Below are 19,321 nucleotides of genomic sequence, written 5' to 3' on the forward strand. Positions count from 1 at the left end.
CGGCTACCCGTCAGCGGGCCGCAGCCGGTACCCATAGGCGTATGTCCGCCCGGAGTGCAGCAGGTACTGCTCCAACGGCGCGGCGCCCCACGAGTTGATGCCGCCGACGCCCATCTGCCGGTGGTTGACGAGCAGCACCGTCTCGGCGCGCCGGGTCAGCTCGTGCGGGTGCCGCGGCCCGTCCAGGTCGGCCGGCGTGTGGTGCAGGGCGCTGGTCTCCAGCAGCGCCTCGCCGTCCGCGGGGTCGGCGGCCACCCGCAGCCCGGCACCGGAGCGTCCGGTCAGCGACAGCCACCGCACATCGGTCTGGTTGCCCGTCTGCTGCGGCCGTACATACGGGGCGACCTGCGCGTCGACCGTGGAACGCCAGCGCCCCACGAACGCGGACGCCTTGCGGTCCTGGTAGTTCTCGTGCGGCCCGCGCCCGAACCACTCCAGCCGCTCCGCGCCCGCCGGCACCCGCACCAGCGCGCCCACCATGGGCAGATCGGGCAGCCCGGCGGCGGCGTCCAGGGTGTGCCGCACCCGCACCTCCCCGTCCCCGCGCACCCGGAACACCGTGTGCCAGGCGGAGGCGTGCGGTGTGGTCGGCAGCGTGCAGGACACCTCGACGACGACCTCGCCGGGCGCGGACTGCTCGGCCCGCACCCCGGTCACCGTCCGCCGCGCGCCCGCGTCCCGCCAGGTCAGCGCGGTCTTGTGGAAGCCGCGGCCGATGTCGTTGTCGGTCGGGCCGCGCCAGAAGTTGGGCACCGGACCCTCGACGAGCAGCGCCCGCCCCCGCCAGGTGTACGAGGCGAGGGTGCCGGACTCCTTGGCCAGCACCACCTCCATGTCCCGCCCGCGCACCCGCACTTCGGCGTCGGTCTCGGTGAGGGTGAGGCCGCCCCGGGCGGGGGAGTCGTCCGGTGCGGGCGTGGACCAGTCCAACGCGAACTGCTCGGCGGCCACTTCGTGTCCCGCGCCCGCCCACCCGGTGGCGTCGCGCAGCACGAAGGAGAGGCCGAGGAAGTACTCGGCGCCGGGTTCCGGCGCGGCGGGCCTGCGGCAGGGGACACGGACGACGCCGTCCGCGCCGGGCGCCACCGCCGGCGCCGGCAGCGTGCCGTGCTGCACCGTCGTGCCGTCACGGGTCACGGCCCACCGCAGCTCGTAGCCGTCCAGGCCGCTGAACAGATGCTTGTTGCGCACCCGCACGGTCCCGTCCGCGAGGTCGTCCGCGGTCATCCCCACCGGCTGGTAGCACTTCTTGATCTCGATCAGCCCGGGGTGGACCGAGCGGTCCGCGGCCACCAGCCCGTTGCAGCAGAAGTTGCCGTCCGTCGGATAGCCGGGGCGCCAGTCGCCGCCGTACGACAGATAGGTGCGCTGGGAGTCGCCCGGCACCGGCAGCCGGACGGCCTGGTCGACCCAGTCCCAGACGAACCCGCCGTGCAGGTTCGGGTAGCGCTCGAAGACCTCCCAGTACTCCCGGACGTTGCCGCCGCTGTTGCCCATCGAGTGGTTGTACTCGCACAGCAGGAACGGCGTGGGGTTGCCTGACCTGCCGTACGCCTCGACGCCGGCCGGGCTGGTGTACATCTCGCTGTGCAGGTCGGCGACGGTGTTCATGCCCTCGTAGTGCACGGGGCGGGAGGCGTCCCGGGCGTGCGCCCAGTCGGCCATGACCTGGAAGGTGTCACCGTGCCCGGCCTCGTTGCCGAGTGACCAGACGACAACACTCGGATGGTTCTTGTCCCGTTCGACCATCGAGCGCAGCCGGTCCACGCAGGCATCGGTCCACTCCGGCAGCGAGGCGGGCACGGTGTCGCGCACGCCGTGCGTCTCCAGATTGGTCTCGTCGATCACATACAGCCCGTACTCGTCGCACAGTTCGAGCCAGCGCGGGTGGTTGGGGTAGTGCGAGGTGCGGACGGCGTTGATGTTGTGCTGCTTCATCAGACGGATGTCCCGCAGCATGCGTTTCTCGTCGACGGCCTGGCCGCGCTCGGGGTCGCTCTCATGGCGGTTGGTGCCGCGGAACATGACGGGCTTCCCGTTGAGGGTGAAGGTCCCCGGCCCGTACTCGACCTGGCGGAAGCCGACGCGGGTGCTGTGGATGTCGACGGCCCGGCCCCGGGCGTCGGTGAGCGTCACCACCAGCGTGTAGAGGTACGGCCGTTCCGCGGACCACAGCGCGGGCGCCCGCACCCCGCCCTTCAGGGACACGACTGTGTCGCCGGCCGCGTCCGCGAGGCCCAGCACCCGCCGCCCGCGCGCGTCGAACAGTTCGGCGCTCACCCGGTGGCCCGGGACACCGCCGTCGCCGTCCCGGTCGCGCACCGCGACATCGACGGTGAGGACGGCGTCGCGGTACGCGGAGTCCAGCGCGGTGTGCACGAACAGGTCCTGCACATGCACCCGCGGGATCGAGTACAGATACACGTCCCGGAAGATCCCGGACAGGTCGATCATGTCCTGGTCCTCCAGCCAGCTGCCGTCGGACCAGCGGTGGACCTCCACGGCCAGGGTGTTGGTGCCGGGCCGCAGATACCGGGTGACGTCGAACTCGGCGGGGGTGTAGCTGTCCTCGCTGTAGCCGGCCCGCTGCCCGTTGACCCACACGAAGAACGCGGACTTGACGCCCTGGAAGGACAGCAGAGTGCGCCGGCCCGACCAGGTCCTCGGCACGGTGAAGGTGCGGCGGTAGGAGCCCACCGGGTTGACGTCGTGCGGCACCTCGGGCGGCGCGGGCGTCTCGTAACCGATCCACGGATATCTGATGTTGAGGTAGATCGGCTCGGGGTAGCCCTCGATCTCCCAGTTCGAGGGGACGGCGATGCGGTCCCAGCCGCCGTCGTCGTAGCCGGGCTCATGGAACCCGACGGGCCGCCGGTCCGGGTTGCGCGACCAGCGAAAGCGCCAGTCCCCGTTGAGGGAACGGTGGTACGGCGACTCCTGGAACCGTCCGCGCAGCGCGTCCGCGGCGCTCGCGTACGGCACCAGCCGGGCCCGCGCCGGCTCGCGGTTGACCTGGAACACCCGCGGGTTCGCGTCCCACGGGTCGCCGTCGGCGGCGAAGGCGCGCTTCTGCGCGGCGAAGGCGGCCCAGCCGGCCAGGGCGCCCGCCGCGAGGACGGTGCGACGGCTCGGTCGGTTCAGGAGGGCTCTCTCTGCACTCATACGGCGGCTCCGAAAAACGCAAGGCATCAAGAAACGCCAGCATCGAACGGAACCGCTCACCACACAAGGATGCGGTCGGCTCACCGAACCCGTATGGCGTCACCACCCTGGTCCGCGACCCCCGTCTGCGGGCCGAGGTGCAGCGCGCCGTCGACTACGCCGACGAGGAGGCCGTCTCGCGCGCCGATCCGCGCCTTCGCCCTGGTCGAGCGGGGGTTCACCGAGGACAACGGGCTGCTCACACCGTCCCCGAAGGCCAAGCGGCAGGCGGTCACGGCGGTCTACGCAGCCGAATCGAGGCGCTGTACGACGGTTGAACCGAGGCGCTGCACGACGGCCGAATCGAGGCGCTGCACGGCAGTTGAACCGAGGCGCTGTACGGCGGTTGATGCGGCGTCACTCGCGCCACGGCCACCGCCGGATCCCGCTCGCCCGGCGGGCACACAGAAGGCGGGCCACCGGGAACCGGTGACCCGCCGCGGCGGAGCGGACCGCTCAGCCGTTGTTCGTGCCGTTGCCGGACAGGGCCGAGATGTCGTCCAGGATGTGCGACAGCGGCTCGTCGCCCTTGGCCTGGGTGGAGTTCTCGACGCACTGCTGGTTCTGCGGCGAGGACAGAACGGGCACGTCCTGTACGGCGACCGGGACGAGACCGACGACCGAGCCGACGTTCGCCTTGGCCGGCAGGCCGACGCAGGGCTTGTTGAGCGAGCCCTGGACGAGCGCCATCTGCGGGCTCATGTTGCCGAAGGTGGCGGAGTTGCCGAACACCGACTGGGCCCCGACGCCGCTCGCGGACGTGGTGCCGGTGTCGTTGCCGATGGCCAGGGCCTGGGGGGCGGCCGCGCCGGCGAGGCCGGCGACCGAGGCGGCCACAGCCGCGGTTGCCCACAGCTTCTTCATGTTCGTTCCCTTCGAAAGGCGGACTCCGGGGAGGGAGTTGCATGATCGTGAACGGTGGCGCACCGGCCCGGGTTGCGGGCTGTGCCTCGAACGGACCAGCGCGATCCGATCAACGGACCTGTGCGGCCCGTGCCATGGATCCGGCCCGGCCCGATCAAGGGAGAAACGTCCCTGCGCGTCCATGTCCCGTAACAGACCGACGGGCCGCCGGAAGTCCGGCGGCCCGCTGCTGAAGCCCGGAAGGGGCTTGGGAGGTGTCCCGGTCAGCCGTTGTTCGTGCCGTTGCCGGACAGGGCCGAGATGTCGTCCAGGATGTGCGACAGCGGCTCGTCGCCCTTGGCCTGGGTGGAGTTCTCGACGCACTGCTGGTTCTGCGGCGACGACAGAACGGGCACGTCCTGTACGGCGACGGGGACGAGACCGACGACCGAGCCGACGTTCGCCTTGGCCGGCAGGCCGACGCAGGGCTTGTTGAGCGAGCCCTGGACGAGCGCCATCTGCGGGCTCATGTTGCCGAAGGTGGCGGAGTTGCCGTACGCCTGCGAGGCGCCGTTGCCGCTCGCCGAGGTGGTGCCGTTGTCGTTGCCGATGGCCAGAGCCTGCGGGGCGGCGGTGGCCGAGACGCCGACGACGGAGGCGGCGACCGCGGCGGAGGCCAGAACCTTCTTGATCACTTGCGATTCCCTTCTGAAGAAACCCCGTCCACCGGAGTGCCCTGGTTCAACTGGGCAGAGCGCATCCGGTTCCTGGTATTCACTCCGATGGCCGACATGCCGCGCCGCCGGGAATGCGTGGCTGTGACCCTCCTGGGTGGTGCGTTAATTCCTTCGCCGCCGGACGATCCGATCGGGTGACGCGCCGCAACCATTTGGCTTGTGGCGGGTTGATGCGAGGGCAGGAACGTGCGTCTTGGCCATGCGGCCAGGAAAGGAAAGCGAAAATGCTGAAGAAGGCAATGGCCGTGGCGGCGGTCGCCGCGTCCGCCGTCGGCGCGTCGGCGGCGCTCGCCCCGCAGGCGCTTGCCATCGGCAACGACACCGGCACCACGTCCGCCAGCGGCGTCGGCGCCAAGGAGGCGTTCGGCAACCAGGTGACCGGGGGCGACCTGAGTCCGCAGGCCACCCTGGTGCAGGGCTCGCTGAACAAGCTCTGCACCGGCCTGCCGGCCAAGGCGAACGTCGGCTCGGTCGTCGGTCTCGTCCCCGTCGCCGTACAGGACGTGCCCGTTCTGTCCTCGCCGCAGAACCAGCAGTGCGTCGAGAACTCCACCCAGGCCAAGGGCGACGAGCCGCTGTCGCACATCCTGGACGACATCTCGGCCCTGTCCGGCAACGGCACGGGCAACCACTGAGCCGACCCCGCGGAAAGTCCGCCCGGGCCGCGCGCCGTTTTCCGCGCCGCCCGGGCGGACTTTTCCGTGAAATCCTCGTTCAATCTGAAGTCCATCGCTCAGCCGAACTGTTTCCTCTCATGCGTCAATGTTGTGAAGGCGTTCGAGTGAATTACGGGATGACGCGCGTTCTGTAGTTTCTTCGACCGTCTATCCCTCGTTCTACAACCTGCCGGTCATGGTGCGAGCCGTTCAAGCTGTGCTCGCTCGGTTTCGGCCGTCATAGGGGCATGACCGCTGAGAAGGGAAAGTTCATGAAGAAGAGCGCTGCCGTCGTCGCGGGCGCGATCCTGGCTCTGGGCGCCGCAGCCCCGGCCTTCGCGGACTCCGGTGCCGAGGGTGCTGCCGTCGGTTCCCCGGGTGTCCTGTCCGGCAACGTCGTCCAGATCCCCGTACACGTTCCGGTGAACGCGTGCGGCAACACCGTCAACGTCATCGGGCTGCTGAACCCCTCGTTCGGCAACACCTGCGCCAACGGCTGACGTCACCCGACATCACGCGTCGGCCCTCGGGCTGTGCAGCGGCCGGCCCCGGACCGTTGATCCTTGGGTTCTTCGTTCCGGGGCCGGCCTTCCCACTTCTTCAAGCAGGAAGACAACGAGATTGCGAAAGACCCTGAGCAGGGGAGTGGTCGTGGCCGCCGCCGCGACGAGCGTTCTGTCCCTGTGCGACATCGCCGCCGTCGCCGACTCGGAAGCCGGCGGCACCACCTCGGGCTCCCCGGGTGTGCTGTCCGGCAACACCGTGCAGGCGCCGGTCCATGTGCCGGTCAACGTCTGCGGCAACACCGTCGACGTCATCGCCTTGCTGAATCCGGCGTTCGGCAACTCCTGTGTCAACGGCGCGGGTCGGGCCGAACAGGCCACCCCCGGCATTCCGGGGCAGGTCGGTCCCAGTGACAGCGGCGCCCAGCAGACGCCTCCCCCGACGGGCGCTGTGAGCACCCCGCCCGTCGCGCGCCCCCCGGCTCCCCGGCCGCCCGCCCCCGCCGAGCACATCCGGTCCGACTCGCCCTCCGCGGCGGGGACGCACGACTCCCCCCCCACCGGTTCCACTGGTATCACCGGTTCCACCGGTTCCACCGAGCGGCAGCCGGGACTCGTCCCCATGGGTGAGGAGTCCCGGCCCGCGCAGCCCGCACTGGCGGAGACCGGCAGCGCGTCCACGCTGGCGGCCTCCGGCCTCAGCGCCGCGCTGATCGCGGGCGGCGTGATGCTGTACCGGCGAGGCCGAGCCGTGTCCGTCAGGTAACTCCGTAGCGTGCCGGACGTGTGAGCGACCGGCACCCGCACCGCATGGGCCGGCCGCCCTCCCGCTCGGGAGGGCGGCCGGTTCGCGTGTCGAGCCGCCCAGGGGCGTGTGCGGGCCGGCCGGGCCGCCGCACGGCGGGATCGCTGCGGAACGCCGTCCTCGACGAAGGGGGCGGGACGTGCGGACGGGCCGGCGGTCATGCCGTCCCCGTCGTCCGCCTCGGGATGGGAAGTGTCAGGACATCACGAGCAGGAACGCGGAAACGGTCCGTGCCGTCCGCTGTGGAGGCGGACGGCACGGACCGGTCGTAGGACCACTCAGTCACCGGGGCGAGCCTGCGACGTCTGCGGTCTTCGTGGGATCGGCTGGGCTACTGGCAGACCGACTGGACGGTGAAGGACGCGACGTCCGCGCCCCCGTTGACTACGGTGACCGTCCAGGCGGCGCCACCGATGCCCGACTGCACATTGAGCGGACCCGTCCCCGCGGTCTGGGTCACACCGCCCCAGACGGCCGTGGTTCCCGTGGGGCACGAGGGACCGGTGAACGTGCCGGTGGTGCCGGCCGCCAGGGTCTGGACGGTCGAGCTGAGGACCTGCGCGCCGGGGCCGGTCGGGCCGGTGGCCCCGGTCGGGCCGGTGTTGCCCTGTGCGCCAGGCACGCCCTGGTTCCCCTGGTTCCCCTGGAGTCCCTGGACGCCCTGGGGCCCCGTCGCGCCGGTGGCTCCGGTGTTGCCCTGCGGGCCCTGGATACCCTGGATCCCTTGGATGCCCTGCGGCCCCGTCGCTCCGGTGGCGCCGGTCGCGCCGGTGGCTCCGGTGTTGCCCTGCACGCCCTGGACGCCCTGGATGCCTTGGATGCCCTGCGGCCCCGTCGCTCCGGTGTTGCCCTGCGGGCCGACCGCCCCGGTGGCACCGGTGGCCCCCGTGGCACCGGTGGCACCGGTGGCCCCCGTCGCTCCGGTGGCGCCGGTCGCGCCGGTGGCTCCGGTGTTGCCCTGCACGCCCGGGACGCCCTGGATCCCCTGGATGCCCTGGACGCCCTGCGGTCCCGTCGGTCCGATGAGACCCTGCGGGCCGACCGGGCCCGTGGGACCGGTGGCGCCCGTGCCGGTGGGGCCGGTCGGACCCGTCGGACCCGAGGGACCCGTCGGACCGGTGGGGCCCGGGAGGTCCGTGCACAGCGGCACGCCGGACGCGCTGACGAAACGGGCGGTCACCCACCCGTTCTGGTTGGCGAGCTTGTACCACCAGATGTTTCCGTCGACCGACTCGCCCGCCTCCTGGCACAGCAGGGAGATGCTCGCCCCGAAGGGGAACGAGCCCAGGTTCGCCGAGTTCGTCGTCGGCAGCTGACGGACGTTCACTCCGGCCTGCGCGGTCACGACACCCGTGACCGCCAAGCGAAGGTTCCTGTGGTCTGCTTTCTCTCCGGCTCGCAGCGCGATCCGGTCTGCCTGCGCGCCGGTCTGAGCGTGAGCCCGGCCCGCGAGAGAGGGTGTGTGCGCCGCAGCCGGGCCGCACAGACCCAAGGTAAGGCCGAGGCTCACTGCTCCGAGAACCAGCGACGACGCGCCGCCGGTCTTAAAAGCCCCATGCACCAAAACCCACCGTGCCTTTCGTGACAAAAACTGAGGGAGATGAGGTGTGAGAAGCAAACTGCATATGACGCCCGCAAATCCAGGTAACTCGGGGCAAAGGGGCTGAAAGTGGCACATAGATCACTCGGAGAGTCTGTATTTAATCGGCTTATCAGCATCGAATGAGGCGGGGGGAATGCAGGAGTGTGGCCCGCCGCAATTAGGGGCGGAATACAGGGGATTCGCGGATGGGCTTTCGACGCAAACGCCCTTGCCCGGGCGATCGGCGGCCGGCGTGCCCGGTGACCGTGCCCCCAACACGTGAGGCTCCCGTGCCGTCGAGAGAGGCATTCGCAACCTCAACTCGTCGGTATGGGAGCCTCGTTGGACTTCATGTGCTGCCGCGGCCGTCGGCGGGTCAGCCGGACTTCGCGCCTCTGTGCTGTCGCTTGCCCTTGCCGCCCCCGAAGCCATGGCTCGGCTCCGGGATCGTGGCAAGCCTGCGCACGGCGAACTCACGGTTGACGCGGGTCTGCTCACGGTGGGCCGGCGGCAGGTCGGGCATGGCGAGCAGACGGTCGCAGGCCTGGAGCGCACCCTTGAAGTCGCCCACCCAATAGGCCGTGATCGAGAACTCGCTCAACAGGCCCCAGCGGTACACCCAGGGCTGGGTGAACAGGATGTCGTCCGGCTGCTCCTTGTCCAGGCAAGCGACGACGATCGCGTGAGCCATGTGATGACGGCCCATGGCGCGCAGCCGCGAGGCCAGCTCGTAACACGCTTCGAGCCGCTGCGGACGTGATTCCCAGGCCCGGGTCAACGCGTCCACACCGGCGGGCAGATCACCGGAATCGGCGTGCAGGACCCCGACTTGAAGCAGGGAGTAGTAGACCTCCTCCGCCCAGCCGCCCATCGACGCCCGATGCTCGTACAGCCTGATCGCCTCGGCGGTGTTGCCCATGTCCCGCATGGTCTGGGCCAGGTAGAAGACCGTGCGGGTGTTGCTGGGGTCGCGTTCCATCTCGGCGCTGAGCAGGCGTGCGTCACGCTCGAACTTGTCGTGCCGTGAGCCGCCGTCCGCATGGTCCTCGACGACCAGCGCATCGAGGTTCTCCTGTGTCTCGTTCCCGTCCGCGGTGAGGAATTCATGGGTGACGCCCTCGTACCGCCAGGGGAGATCGCCCCGTACCAGGCGTCTGATCCGGTACTCCATGGCCCCTTCGTGCCGGAGCATGTACGCGTCTGCCGTGAGCCGGGGCAGCGGGCCGTCCTTTCTGAGGACGTGGTCCGCGTCCAGGAGCAGCAGATAGTCGGCCTTGCCGCGGGCCTGCCGGATGTTCAGTGTGCGGTTGTGCCCGAAGTTCACCCAGGGTTCCTCGTGGAGTTCGCCCGGAACCCCGTCGAGGGCGCCGCGGATCAGTTCCTGGGTTCCGTCCGTCGATCCGGTGTCCGAGATCACCCAGGTGTCCACCACATCGCGCACGGACGCCAGGCATCGCTCGATGACTCCCGCTTCGTTCTTGACGATCATGCAGAGGCAGATGGAGGGTTTCACGACAGCACCACGCTCCTACGTTTCCCGATACGGGTCATGGGTCGGATCTGTCCCACGGCGGAATCAGCCTTTGTGCTTGGAGGCGTCCAGATCGCCAAAGACCGGTGTGCGTTCGGGCCGGTGGGTGAGATGCAGCAGGACAAAGCCGTCGCGGTCGGCCACGGTGCGGTACCCCTGGGCGCGGCTCTGGTTCAGCAGGGCGCGTTCCGCTTCAAAGGTCAGGGGCCACCGCCAGCGTGCCGCCACCCAGGTGTCCACCATGATCCACTGGGGGGAGGGGCGACTGACCGGATAGCCGTAGAGACTGACGCTCGTGCGGTTGGTGAGCTGGGGAACCAGATAGGTGGACGCCTGGACCGTGGCGTCGTCGGGGATCTTCTTCATCAGGCTGTGGGCGACGGCGACGCGCGGATCAGATCGCCAGGTGGCCGGGCTGAAGAGCTGCCAGAAGGGGAAGCTCGGCAGGACCGCGAGGGTGACCGCGGCCGATGCCGCGAGATACCGGCGCAGACTGGCGCGCCCCGTGCCCCGTTGCACCAGGGCGTCGACGAAGGCGGCGAAGACGATGGGCATCACGACCAGCGAGTAGTGGTAGCCGGTGCCCCAGTGGACGTAGTTGTTCGAGAAGAGACGCCAGACGAGTGTCGGCACAGCGACCCACAGCAGCGGGGAACGCACGGCCAGGAACACGGTCGGGGCCAGCACGAGCGTGAGCATCGACAGCTTGGTCTGCGGGGTGACGAGGCCCACCGTGCTCCGGTACAGCAGGTCCAGCGGCCCGCTGCCGGCGCCCGCGCCCGAGGTGCCCGTGGGGGAGTCCGCCAGGAACCAATAGGCGAACGAGCCGTTCGGGTTGAAGGCCGGCAGGATCACCAGCAGCGTCAGCAGCGTCCCGGCCACAGCGGCCGCCGCGGTCACGAAACCGAGTCTGCGGGTCCCGCGCCAGGCGATGACCAGGCCGATCACGCCGACCGTGAGCCCGAGGTCCTCCTTCACCAGCAGCAGCGGCAGCGCCCAGCACGCGGCCGCGGCCGGCCGGTTGCCGCCGAGAGCGGCGAGGGAGAACGCGAGCAGCGGGGCGGCGAAGGCGACTTCATGGAAGTCGAAGCCGACGGCGCTCGCGATGCCCCAGGAAAGCCCGTAGCAGGCACCGATCACCGCGCCCGCCAGGGAGCCCAGGGCCCTGCGCGCCCAGAGCGCCAGCGGGACCACGCTCAGCGCGATCAGCGCGGCCTGCACGACGAGCAGGGTCGCCGCCGACCGGTGCAGCATGTAGAAGGGCGCGACAAGAGCGAGGACGGGCGAGAAGTGATCCCCCAGGACGGGGAAGCCGGGCCCCTTCAGTTCGGAGACGGGCAGATGTCCGTCCGCGTACGAGCGGACGACCTGTTCGAAGATGCCCAGGTCATAGCTGTTGGAGAGCATCCGGTGGTGGACGCGCAGCGACACGGCCGTGTACACGAGGAACAACGCCGCGGCCATGGCCCAGGCCCACCATGCGCCGTCGAACCGGCTTTTCTGCGGCGGTTCGACGACCGCTTTTCGGTCGGCGGATGACTGTTGTGACGGGAGGGCCGGACTGAGGCTGCTGGACGGTGCTTGCATGGGACCTCCCGAGGGGCCGACGTGGAGAGGCCCCTCAAGATGCCAGGAATGCCTGACTCTTCGCTCTTGTCCAAACTCGGATACGGCGACAATCAACCGAATGGCGGTAAATGCAAGCTTCGGTCCGGTTATGCCCCCTGGAGCGGGTCACTCCGGGGGATCTCATATGTCTTCCGCCGACGGGGTTTCCGGCCTGCCCGGGCATCGTTGGGCACGGCGTCAGACATTCCCGAGGTGACGTGAGTTACCGAGAAAGGAACGCGATGAAGTCCCTGAAGGCTGCCGCTGTCGTAGCCGGTTCCGTGGCCCTCGCCGGTGTCGCAGCGCCCGCGTTCGCCCACACCGCCGCCGACCTCACGCCCACCAGCCTCAACGGCGCCGTCGACACGCTCACCAGGGGTCCCCTCACCGTGCAGGACGCGATGCCGTTGCGGCACCAGTCGAGCGCGCTCGACACCGAGAACAAGGGCTCCGTGCTCAGCACGGTGAAGGGCGCGACCGCCGCCCTGAACCAGCACAGCCCGCTGCTCGGCGGTCTGCCGTTGCAGAGCTGAGCCGGCCGGCCTCGCGCGCGGCGTCCGAGGGACACCGAGAGGCGTCGGGAGGTGTCGAGGGGCGTCGGGTGGCGTCCCTCGTTCGTGTGGCCACCCCGCGGCCGGTGGGCCGGTCGGGTGAGAAGCCGGCAGCGGCCCGCGGGCCCGTCGATAGGGTCGCGCGGTGACCTCAACCTCAGCCGAAACCCGCCCTTTCCGCCTGGCCGACCTGGGCACGCTCGTCGTGCTCGCCTGGAGCGGAGAGGCCACCGACGGAACCGACATGCCCTACCTGCTGGCGTACTCCCTCGGGGACGCCGAGGGCGGCGGGGCGACGACGTCCGCCGCCGTCGAGCGGCTGCTGGAGAACAGCGGACTGCCGGTCGGCGGTGACCTCGTCGACGGCGCCGCCAGGCCCAGCCTGCCCGTCACCCTGCTCGTGCAGGCCGGCCAGGCCGTCGTCACCCTGCCGCAGCTGAACGCCCAGTGCCCCGCCCCGCCGGAGTGGCTCGCCGCCGTCGCCCGACGCGGTTACGCCTACCTGGTGTTCACCGCCCGCCCCTGGCCCGAGGCGCGGCCCGGCACACCCCTGACCCCACAGCAACTGGCCGCCTTCGTCGGCGCCGAGGAGACCCTGAGCGCCGCCGCGCATGTCGTCCTGCCGGCCCGCAGCCTGCGCGGCTGACCACGACGCCCGGCGACGCGGCACGGCGCCGAAGAGACGTCGGGACCAACCGGCCTTGCCGCGCACGGGTGCCCCCGCCCGCGCCGCCGCCATCCCCGCCCCGCCGCCGGACGGCGCGAGAAGCCCCTCCGCACGCGGATGCCGAGGCTCGCGCCCGAACTGCCGCTGCCGGCCCCGTCCGAGGGCCCGCGGTCCGTGGAGAGACGGCGGATGGGGTCAGGCGTGCCGGGCGGCGCCCATCTCTCGCATGAAGGCGGCCGGGTCGCTGTCGGAGCCCTGGATCATCTCGTACAGCTCCCACTCGCCGGAGTCGTTCCTGGCGAACTCCACCACCGTCGTCGCGGTCGAGCCGGCCACCTGGGAGAAGTCGTCGGCCACCAGCTCCCGGTACCCCTCGACGACCACCACCCCCGCGTTCGACATGTCGCCGAACGTACGCGGGACGGGGTCCTGGTGGATGACCACGCCCACCACCACCCGCCCGTAGGCGGACGCCAGCCGCTCCACCTCCAGGACCATCACCTCGACGAACCCGAAGCCCTGGCCGGTCTGGCTGTGCCGGTTCATGTTGATGGTGCCGTCCGGTGACCTGCTGTCGTAGTGCACGACGTACTCCGGGCGGCCGTAGGGGTCGTCCACGGAGTAGGTCGCGGCAACGATGTCGAGATGCCGGGGCGTCTCGCCCAGGGGACTCGGGTCCCACTTGAGCCGTACCTCGACCTTCCCCAGCCCTTTCCCGGCAAGCCTCACCGAACGACCCTCCCTGCGCCGAACCCTCACGCGGGGACCACCCCCGCACCCTCAAGTATGGTCCCTGACCAGCCTTTTGACGCTCCCTTAACGGGATCTGCCAGGCCGGTCCACAGGGGCCGACCACAGGGAGAAACGCAGGGGGAGACACAGGCCGGCCGTCCAGAGATCCGGACACTTCGATTCGCAATCGTGACCACATGGATCGGTCGTGCCCCGGGCGGATCGCCGGACCGAAGTCAACTCCCGTAAAAGTTGGGGCCGGAGGGCTTGATCAGGATATGCTCCCGTCCCGTCGGGATCACCGCATGTGTGTTCGCTTTTTTGCAGATGCGTACCTGATCTCCGTGCACGTCGGATGCCTTCTCGCACGCCGAAACGGTCATCCCTGTGCCGGGCGTACTCGTACCACCAGCTCAAGGAAACGTTTTGCTGAAGCTTTTGAAGTACTACCTCGTCGCGCTCCCCGTCCTCGGTTCCGCCTATGTGGTCGTGGTGGTGGACCGCTGGATGTGGTGACCGCAGGGGTCGGCGGCTCCTGGGCCGGGTCTCAGGAGCCGGTCGGCTCGTGGTGGGCCAGCAGCCGGAGCAGCTTCTCCGCTTCCGTGTCGGCGCCCAGGCGCCGATAGAGGGCGACCGCCTGTTCGCCGTACCGCCAGGCCCGTTCGGCGCCGCGCGGAGACAGGAAGGCGGTCCGGGCGAGTCCCGCGAGCGCATGGGCGGACCCCAGCGGGAACTCCACGCTCCGCGCCACAGCGAGGGCCCGCTCATAGCTCTTGGACGCGGTGTCGAGCCGCCCCGACTCCCGGTGGACGTCCGCCACACCGATCAACGCCCGTAGCATCTCGTACTTGTTGTCGATGCTGGTCGCGACCTGTTCCGCCATCGTGAGGTGCAGCAGCGCCTCGCCCCTGCGCCCCGCTTCGGCGTGCGCAAGGCCCATGCTGATCAGCACGTCGGCCTCGCCGAGGACATCGCCGCCGGCCCGGTGCGCGGCAAGGGCCCTGCGGTAACAGGCGAGCGCGCGGTCCGTCTGCCCCGTCGCCTGATGCACCGCGCCCAAGTTCTTCTCCAGAATCCCCAGTTCCTGTCTGCCGCCGTGCTGGCGCATCAGGACGAGCGAGCGTTCGTAGCAGTCGCGGGCGTCGGCGTAGCGTCCCTGAAGGCTGTGCAGTTCACCGCGGTTGTTCAGGGCCTGCGCCTGGCCGTACGGATCGGGCAGTGTCTCGTAGATGCCCTGCATCAACTGGACCCGGTGGAGGGCTTCGTCGTACTGACCCGCGTAGAACAGCGCCGCTCCCTGCACATTCAGGCACTCGGCCTCACCGGACCGGTCGCCGGCCTTTCGGTACAGCGCCAGGGACCGTTCGAGGACGCGCATGGCCGTGCCGCCGTGGCCGGCGGCGAGTTGGGCGCGGCCCGTCTGGAGGAGCGCGTCGGCGCGGCCGTGGGCATCGTGCAGATCCTCGTAGATCGACAGGGCCTCGGCCGCGCAGCGTAACGCCTCGCCGTGGTTGCGCTGCGCCAGCAGATCGGCCCGGTCCGTCAATGTGCGGGCGAGCGCGGCCCGGTCGCCCGAGACGCGCAGCACCGGCACCGCCGTGTCGAAGAGGCCGGCCGCCACGTCCCGGGTCTCCCACAGTTTCAGGGAGCGTGCCAGGACGCTCGGGAACAGCGCGGCGTACTCGGGATGCCGGTCCGCGGCGGTCCGCGCGACCGCCAGCAGATTGGCGTGTTCCACGGTGAGCCACACCTGGGCCTCGTCCGCGTCGGAGAACGCGGGGGCGTAGCGGGACTCCTTCCGCGCGCTCAGCGGAACCGCCCTGCGGTGCGGACGGGCGCGGCGATCGGCCCGGTGGGCGGCGGTGAGGTGGTAGGCGATCAGCCGGCCGACCGCCGTGTGCCGGGCCGCGTCCGGATCCGTACGGGCGCCGGTCCGCAGACCGAAGGCGCGGGTCAGGTCGTGCAGCCGGTAGCGCCCGCGTACCGGTTCTTCGAGCAGGCTGGAGTCCAGCAGTTCGTCCACGCACCGCTCCAGCAGCCCCGATTCCCGCCCGAGGTCAGGACCGGCCAGTGCCGCCGCCGCCCGCAGGGTGATGTCGGGGCCGGGGTGCAGGGCGAGACGACGGAACAACTGCCGTGCGGGTTGGCCGAGTTCCGCGTACGACAGCCGGAAGACCGCCGTGATCAGCTCGTCGAACTCGGTGAGCGGGTCGGTCGCCCGGGTCAGCCGGTCGAGCAGGTCCTGGAGGGCCCACGCGTCGCGGTGCCGGAAACGGCTCGCCAGCAGTTGCAGGGCCAGGGGGTGGCAGCCGCACGCGTCCACGACCCGCTCCAGGGCTTCCGGCTCGGCGGACGTGCGCGAGGCGCCGACGATCCGGGAGAAGAGGGTGGCCGCCTCCGCCCGGGACAGGGCCTCCACCGGCAGGGACGCGGCGCTGTCCAGCCCGGTCAGCCGGCTCCGGGTGGTCACGATGGCCCGGCAGTTGGGGGTGCCCGGCAGCAACGGGCCGACCTGGGCCGCGTCCCGCGCGTTGTCCAGCACGACGAGCGCACGCCGGCGCGCCGTCCACTCCCGCCAGCGGGCGGCCCGCTCGTCCAGGGTGTCCGGCAGCTCACCCGACCACCCCGCCGAGTGCAGCAGGATGGCCAGGGCCTCGGCCGGGTCCAGCGGCTGCCGGCTGCTGTAGCCGCGCAGATCGACGTAGAACTGGCCGTCGGGATAGGCCGCGCACAGCCGGTGGGCCGCGTGCACGGCGAGCGCGGTCTTGCCGATGCCGGGCATGCCGTGCAGGACGGTGACCGGCAGGGCGTTCGCCGCGCCGGCCGCAGCCGGGGCGGCGGCCAGCAGGAGGCGCAGTTCGGCGGCCCGGCCGGTGAAGTCCTGGGTGTCCCGCGGCAGACAGTTACGGGCTTCCGGCTCCGGGGCCGGTGCCGCGGCGGCGGGGATGTGCTCCGTGGGCGGGAGCAGCAGGGTGTGGTCCTGTTCGAGCATGCGCAGATGGAGTCCCTGGAGTTCCGCGGCCGGCTCGATCCCCTGGCTCTCGTGCAGCTTCGCCCGGGTGTCCCGGTAGACGGCGAGCGCTTCGTCGTGCCGGCCCGAGCGGTACAGGGCCAGCATGAGCGTGCCGATCACCCGCTGCGCGAAGGGATTCTGCGAGGCGAGTTCCTGGAGTTCGCCGACGAGGTCCGCGTGCCGCCCCACCGCCATTTCCAGAACGATCCGCTCCTCACGGACCCTGCGGTGGTCCTCGATCAGCCGGGTACGCGTCGACAGCGCCCAGGAGTTGCCGGCGAACTCGGCGAGCGGCTCCCCGCGCCACAGGGCCTCGGCCGTGCGCAGCAGGTCGATGGCCGTGGCACGCTCGCCGCGCGCCGCCGAGTCCGCCGCGTCCGTCCGCAGGCGCTGGAATCGCAGCAGGTCGATGGCCTGCGGATCGGCCCGCAACTGGTACAGCCGGGGCGAGGGCCGCTTCACGCGCGCCCGCTCCTCGCCCACCGCCCGGCGCAGCCGCCCCCGCAGCCGGGAGAGGTAACTGTGCAGGGTGTCCAGGGCCGTCGGCGGCGGATCTCCGTTCCATACGCGGTCCATCAGCGTGTCCACGGAGACGGGCTCACCCCGGGCGTGGACCAGTACGGCCAGTACGCAGCGTTCCTTCAGCGAGCCGAGGGGGTACTGCTGTCGGCCGTGCCACAGCTCAAGGGGTCCCAGAGCAAGAAGTTCCACCATCACTCCCGGTGGGTGTGCAATGGGTGTGCTTCTTCCTGCCGGCTTCGGCGGCGCCCGCAGAGGTGTGCGGTACTCCTTTCACTGTTCTGTGGTTGCCCGGGGCGAAGACAGGGGCGCATTGAAGCGCGACAGGCGCACGCCGACCCTGCCCACGGCTTCGGGCACGCCGGTCGCGGTTGCGGGGGCTCCGGGTTCGGCCGCGATGAGCACGGCTTCCGTCAGCCGTTCACGGTTTCGGGTGCGTGGGTTCTGCTCTCGGCCGCGCCGCTCCCGGTCTCGGGTACGTCGCGGAGGGCGACGGCGGTTACGGACGCTGGGGTTCCGCCCAGGGACGCCCGGGGGCACGGGGATTCCACAGGAGTGCAGGATTCCTGCAAGCCCGTCGTCCAGACACCGGGGCACCCCCTCCTCATGGGCCGCGGACGGCCGTCACGGGCCGAGCATGGCCGCGGTCACGGAGACATGACGGGGAACCGGGGGAAATCAACGATGAGCGTGACAGTGCCCGAGCCGCACTGGCGGCATGTGCCGGTGCGCCTGGACGTCGAGCGCTGGGCCACCCGCAGGACGCGCAGGCGGGTCCTGGTCGTGGTGCACACGGTGATAGCGGGACATCGGCTGCTCGACGCCGTACGCGTGCTGGAGGGCGATGTCCGGGTGCAGACCTTCTTCACCCAGGCACCCGACGTGTTCAGCAACGGAGTGGCCACGTTCCTGGACCAGTTGGGCGGCCTGGTGCTGCCGTGGAGCCAGGCGGTGCACACGGACTTCGACCTCGCGCTGGCCGCCAGCCACGGCAGCCTGCACGAACTTCAGGCGCCGGTGATCGTGCTGCCGCACGGCGCCGGCCACAACAAGATCACTCCGGCCGGGCGGAACGGGCGCCCGGTGGCACGGCGCGGGGTGTACGGCCTCAGCAGGCAGCGGTTGGTACGGGACGGCGCGATCGTGCCGGAGGTGATCGTACTGGCCCATCAGGAGGAGCTGACCAGGCTCGGCCGCGAGTGCCCGGAGGCGCTGCCGGTGGCGGAAGTGGTCGGCGATCCGTGCTTCGACCGCATCGCCGCCAGCCTGCCCTCCCGCGCGCTGTACCGGGACGCCCTCGGTGCCACGGCCGGGCAGCGGCTGGTCCTCGTCTGTTCCACCTGGGGGCCCGACTCGCTCCTGGGGCAGGGATGGGAGGTCCTGGAGCGGCTGGTCGCGGAGCTGCCCCGGGAGGAGTTCCGGATCGCCGCGCTGCTGCATCCGCACGTCTGGACGGCGCACGGCGACTGGCAGGTCCGCGCCTGGCTCGCCGGGCTGGCGCGCTCGGGGCTGACCCTGGTCAGTCCGTACGGGGACTGGACCGGGGCGGTCGTCGCCGCCGACTACATCGTCGGCGACCACGGTTCGGTGTCCCTCTACGGCGCCATGACCGGTGTCCCCGTGTTCATGGCGGGACGGCCCGACGCCGATGTGGATCCGGGCTCGCCGTTGGCGGAACTCATGTCCTTCGCGCCCCGGCTGCGCGGGGACCGCCCGCTGCTCCCGCAGCTCAAACGGAGTTCCGTGACCGGTCGTTCGGATCGGTACGAGCGGGTCGCGGCGCGTATCTCCTCGGAACCGGGCCGGTACTCCCGCAAGATGCGCACCCTGCTCTATCGCAAGCTGCGCCTGCGGGCGCCCAGCACGCGGACGACCACGGAGCCGGCCCGTCTGCCACTGACGGTGCGCTACGACGAGCCGGGCCGGGTGGCGGCGCCATGACGAGGCCGGCGGGTGTGGTGTTCCGGGCGGGGGTGTCGTGGGCGGCTGTCTCATGGGAGGGGGTCTCGGTCTCGGGAGTGGGGGCGTCTGGGGAGGGGGTGTCGGGGCCGGTGGTGTCCGGGGTGGCGGTGTCTCCGGTGGGGGTGTCGGGGCCGGTGGTGTCCGGGGTGGCGGTGTCCCCGGTGGGGGTGTCGGGGCTGGGGGCGTCCGGGGCGGCGGTGTCTCCGGTGGGGGTGTCGGGGCCGAGGGTGTCCGGGGTCGCGGTGTCTCCGGCGGGGGTGGCGGTGTCTTTGGCGGGGGTGCCGGGGGTGGTGGTGCACCGGGCCGAGATCTCCCGCACGGCCGTGTCCCGGACGGGGACCTCCAGCCCGGGGTACCGAACGGGGCTCTCCCGCTCGGCGGAGTCCCGGACGGGGATCTTCCGGTCGGTGG

General features: G+C 70.9%; 14 protein-coding genes and 1 pseudogene. 7 read left to right on the forward strand and 8 right to left on the reverse strand.

Annotated elements, in window-relative coordinates; translation table 11 throughout:
- Positions 1-3 precede the first annotated feature (3 nt).
- Complete coding sequence (lacZ, locus tag ABT245_RS36680; RefSeq protein ID WP_351742580.1) at positions 4-3,162, reverse strand: beta-galactosidase, LacZ type; 3,159 nt, start codon at positions 3,160-3,162, stop codon at positions 4-6.
- Positions 3,163-3,269: 107 nt separating this feature from the next.
- On the opposite strand from lacZ, the pseudogene ABT245_RS36685 reads away from it, so the two are divergent.
- Positions 3,270-3,456 (forward strand): annotated as a pseudogene (locus ABT245_RS36685) (hypothetical protein); the annotation flags it as partial.
- Between the two features lie 201 nt (positions 3,457-3,657).
- Here the strand turns inward: ABT245_RS36685 and ABT245_RS36690 are convergent.
- Entirely contained in the window at positions 3,658-4,065 is a 408-nt protein-coding gene (locus tag ABT245_RS36690) for a rodlin (RefSeq protein ID WP_351742583.1), read from the reverse strand.
- A 263-nt stretch (positions 4,066-4,328) separates the two neighbouring features.
- Positions 4,329-4,739, reverse strand: a complete 411-nt coding sequence (locus ABT245_RS36695) for a rodlin (protein ID WP_351742586.1) — start codon at positions 4,737-4,739, stop codon at positions 4,329-4,331.
- A 266-nt stretch (positions 4,740-5,005) separates the two neighbouring features.
- On the opposite strand from ABT245_RS36695, the gene ABT245_RS36700 reads away from it, so the two are divergent.
- The 3 genes from ABT245_RS36700 (at position 5,006) to ABT245_RS36710 (ending at position 6,706) form a co-directional block, all read left to right on the forward strand.
- On the forward strand, positions 5,006-5,416 hold the full coding sequence (locus ABT245_RS36700; RefSeq protein ID WP_351742589.1) for a rodlin: 411 nt from the start codon (positions 5,006-5,008) through the stop codon (positions 5,414-5,416).
- A 293-nt stretch (positions 5,417-5,709) separates the two neighbouring features.
- Entirely contained in the window at positions 5,710-5,937 is a 228-nt protein-coding gene (locus ABT245_RS36705; RefSeq protein ID WP_351742662.1) for a chaplin, read from the forward strand.
- 121 nt (positions 5,938-6,058) lie between these two features.
- Positions 6,059-6,706, forward strand: coding sequence for a chaplin (locus tag ABT245_RS36710; protein ID WP_351742592.1), 648 nt, complete (start codon positions 6,059-6,061; stop codon positions 6,704-6,706).
- Positions 6,707-7,076: 370 nt separating this feature from the next.
- On the opposite strand, the gene ABT245_RS36715 is transcribed toward ABT245_RS36710, so the two are convergent.
- The 3 genes from ABT245_RS36715 to ABT245_RS36725 form a co-directional block, all read right to left on the reverse strand.
- Positions 7,077-8,108: an SH3 domain-containing protein gene (locus ABT245_RS36715; RefSeq protein ID WP_351742594.1), complete on the reverse strand. Its 1,032-nt coding sequence runs from the start codon at positions 8,106-8,108 to the stop codon at positions 7,077-7,079.
- 595 nt (positions 8,109-8,703) lie between these two features.
- Positions 8,704-9,816 carry a tetratricopeptide repeat-containing glycosyltransferase gene (locus tag ABT245_RS36720; RefSeq protein WP_351742597.1) on the reverse strand — a complete coding sequence of 371 codons (1,113 nt, stop codon included), beginning with the start codon at positions 9,814-9,816 and terminating at the stop codon, positions 8,704-8,706.
- A gap of 87 nt (positions 9,817-9,903) precedes the next feature.
- The gene (locus ABT245_RS36725; RefSeq protein WP_351742600.1) at positions 9,904-11,322 is read right to left on the reverse strand and encodes a DUF2079 domain-containing protein; all 1,419 of its coding nucleotides are present in this window, start codon (positions 11,320-11,322) and stop codon (positions 9,904-9,906) included.
- A gap of 386 nt (positions 11,323-11,708) precedes the next feature.
- Here ABT245_RS36725 and ABT245_RS36730 point away from each other — a divergent pair, with 386 nt between their 5' ends.
- Positions 11,709-11,999 (forward strand): hypothetical protein, encoded by a 291-nt coding sequence (locus tag ABT245_RS36730; protein ID WP_351742602.1) that lies wholly within the window; start codon positions 11,709-11,711, stop codon positions 11,997-11,999.
- A 163-nt stretch (positions 12,000-12,162) separates the two neighbouring features.
- The gene (locus tag ABT245_RS36735; RefSeq protein ID WP_351742605.1) at positions 12,163-12,663 is read left to right on the forward strand and encodes a DUF5949 family protein; all 501 of its coding nucleotides are present in this window, start codon (positions 12,163-12,165) and stop codon (positions 12,661-12,663) included.
- A gap of 216 nt (positions 12,664-12,879) precedes the next feature.
- Here the strand turns inward: ABT245_RS36735 and ABT245_RS36740 are convergent, their stop codons facing one another.
- Positions 12,880-13,413, reverse strand: a complete 534-nt coding sequence (locus tag ABT245_RS36740; protein WP_351742608.1) for a TerD family protein — start codon at positions 13,411-13,413, stop codon at positions 12,880-12,882.
- 550 nt (positions 13,414-13,963) lie between these two features.
- The gene (locus ABT245_RS36745; RefSeq protein ID WP_351742611.1) at positions 13,964-17,143 is read right to left on the reverse strand and encodes an AfsR/SARP family transcriptional regulator; all 3,180 of its coding nucleotides are present in this window, start codon (positions 17,141-17,143) and stop codon (positions 13,964-13,966) included.
- Between the two features lie 489 nt (positions 17,144-17,632).
- Between ABT245_RS36745 and ABT245_RS36750 the strand changes: the two genes are divergently transcribed.
- Complete coding sequence (locus ABT245_RS36750) at positions 17,633-18,889, forward strand: hypothetical protein (RefSeq protein ID WP_351742613.1); 1,257 nt, start codon at positions 17,633-17,635, stop codon at positions 18,887-18,889.
- Positions 18,890-19,321: the final 432 nt, after the last annotated feature.

The sequence above is a fragment of the Streptomyces sp. NPDC001508 genome, assembly GCF_040298665.1.
Lineage (GTDB): Bacteria > Actinomycetota > Actinomycetes > Streptomycetales > Streptomycetaceae > Streptomyces.

Excerpts from the sequence above, each read along its gene's own strand:
- lacZ (WP_351742580.1), bottom strand. The coding sequence starts at position 3,162 with ATGAGTGCAGAGAGAGCCCTCCTGAACCGACCGAGCCGTCGCACCGTC.
- ABT245_RS36690 (WP_351742583.1), bottom strand. The coding sequence starts at position 4,065 with ATGAAGAAGCTGTGGGCAACCGCGGCTGTGGCCGCCTCGGTCGCCGGC.
- ABT245_RS36700 (WP_351742589.1), top strand. The coding sequence starts at position 5,006 with ATGCTGAAGAAGGCAATGGCCGTGGCGGCGGTCGCCGCGTCCGCCGTC.
- ABT245_RS36705 (WP_351742662.1), top strand. The coding sequence starts at position 5,710 with ATGAAGAAGAGCGCTGCCGTCGTCGCGGGCGCGATCCTGGCTCTGGGC.
- ABT245_RS36720 (WP_351742597.1), bottom strand. The coding sequence starts at position 9,816 with ATGATCGTCAAGAACGAAGCGGGAGTCATCGAGCGATGCCTGGCGTCC.
- ABT245_RS36725 (WP_351742600.1), bottom strand. The coding sequence starts at position 11,322 with ATGGCCGCGGCGTTGTTCCTCGTGTACACGGCCGTGTCGCTGCGCGTC.
- ABT245_RS36730 (WP_351742602.1), top strand. The coding sequence starts at position 11,709 with ATGAAGTCCCTGAAGGCTGCCGCTGTCGTAGCCGGTTCCGTGGCCCTC.
- ABT245_RS36745 (WP_351742611.1), bottom strand. The coding sequence starts at position 17,143 with ATGGTGGAACTTCTTGCTCTGGGACCCCTTGAGCTGTGGCACGGCCGA.
- ABT245_RS36750 (WP_351742613.1), top strand. The coding sequence starts at position 17,633 with ATGAGCGTGACAGTGCCCGAGCCGCACTGGCGGCATGTGCCGGTGCGC.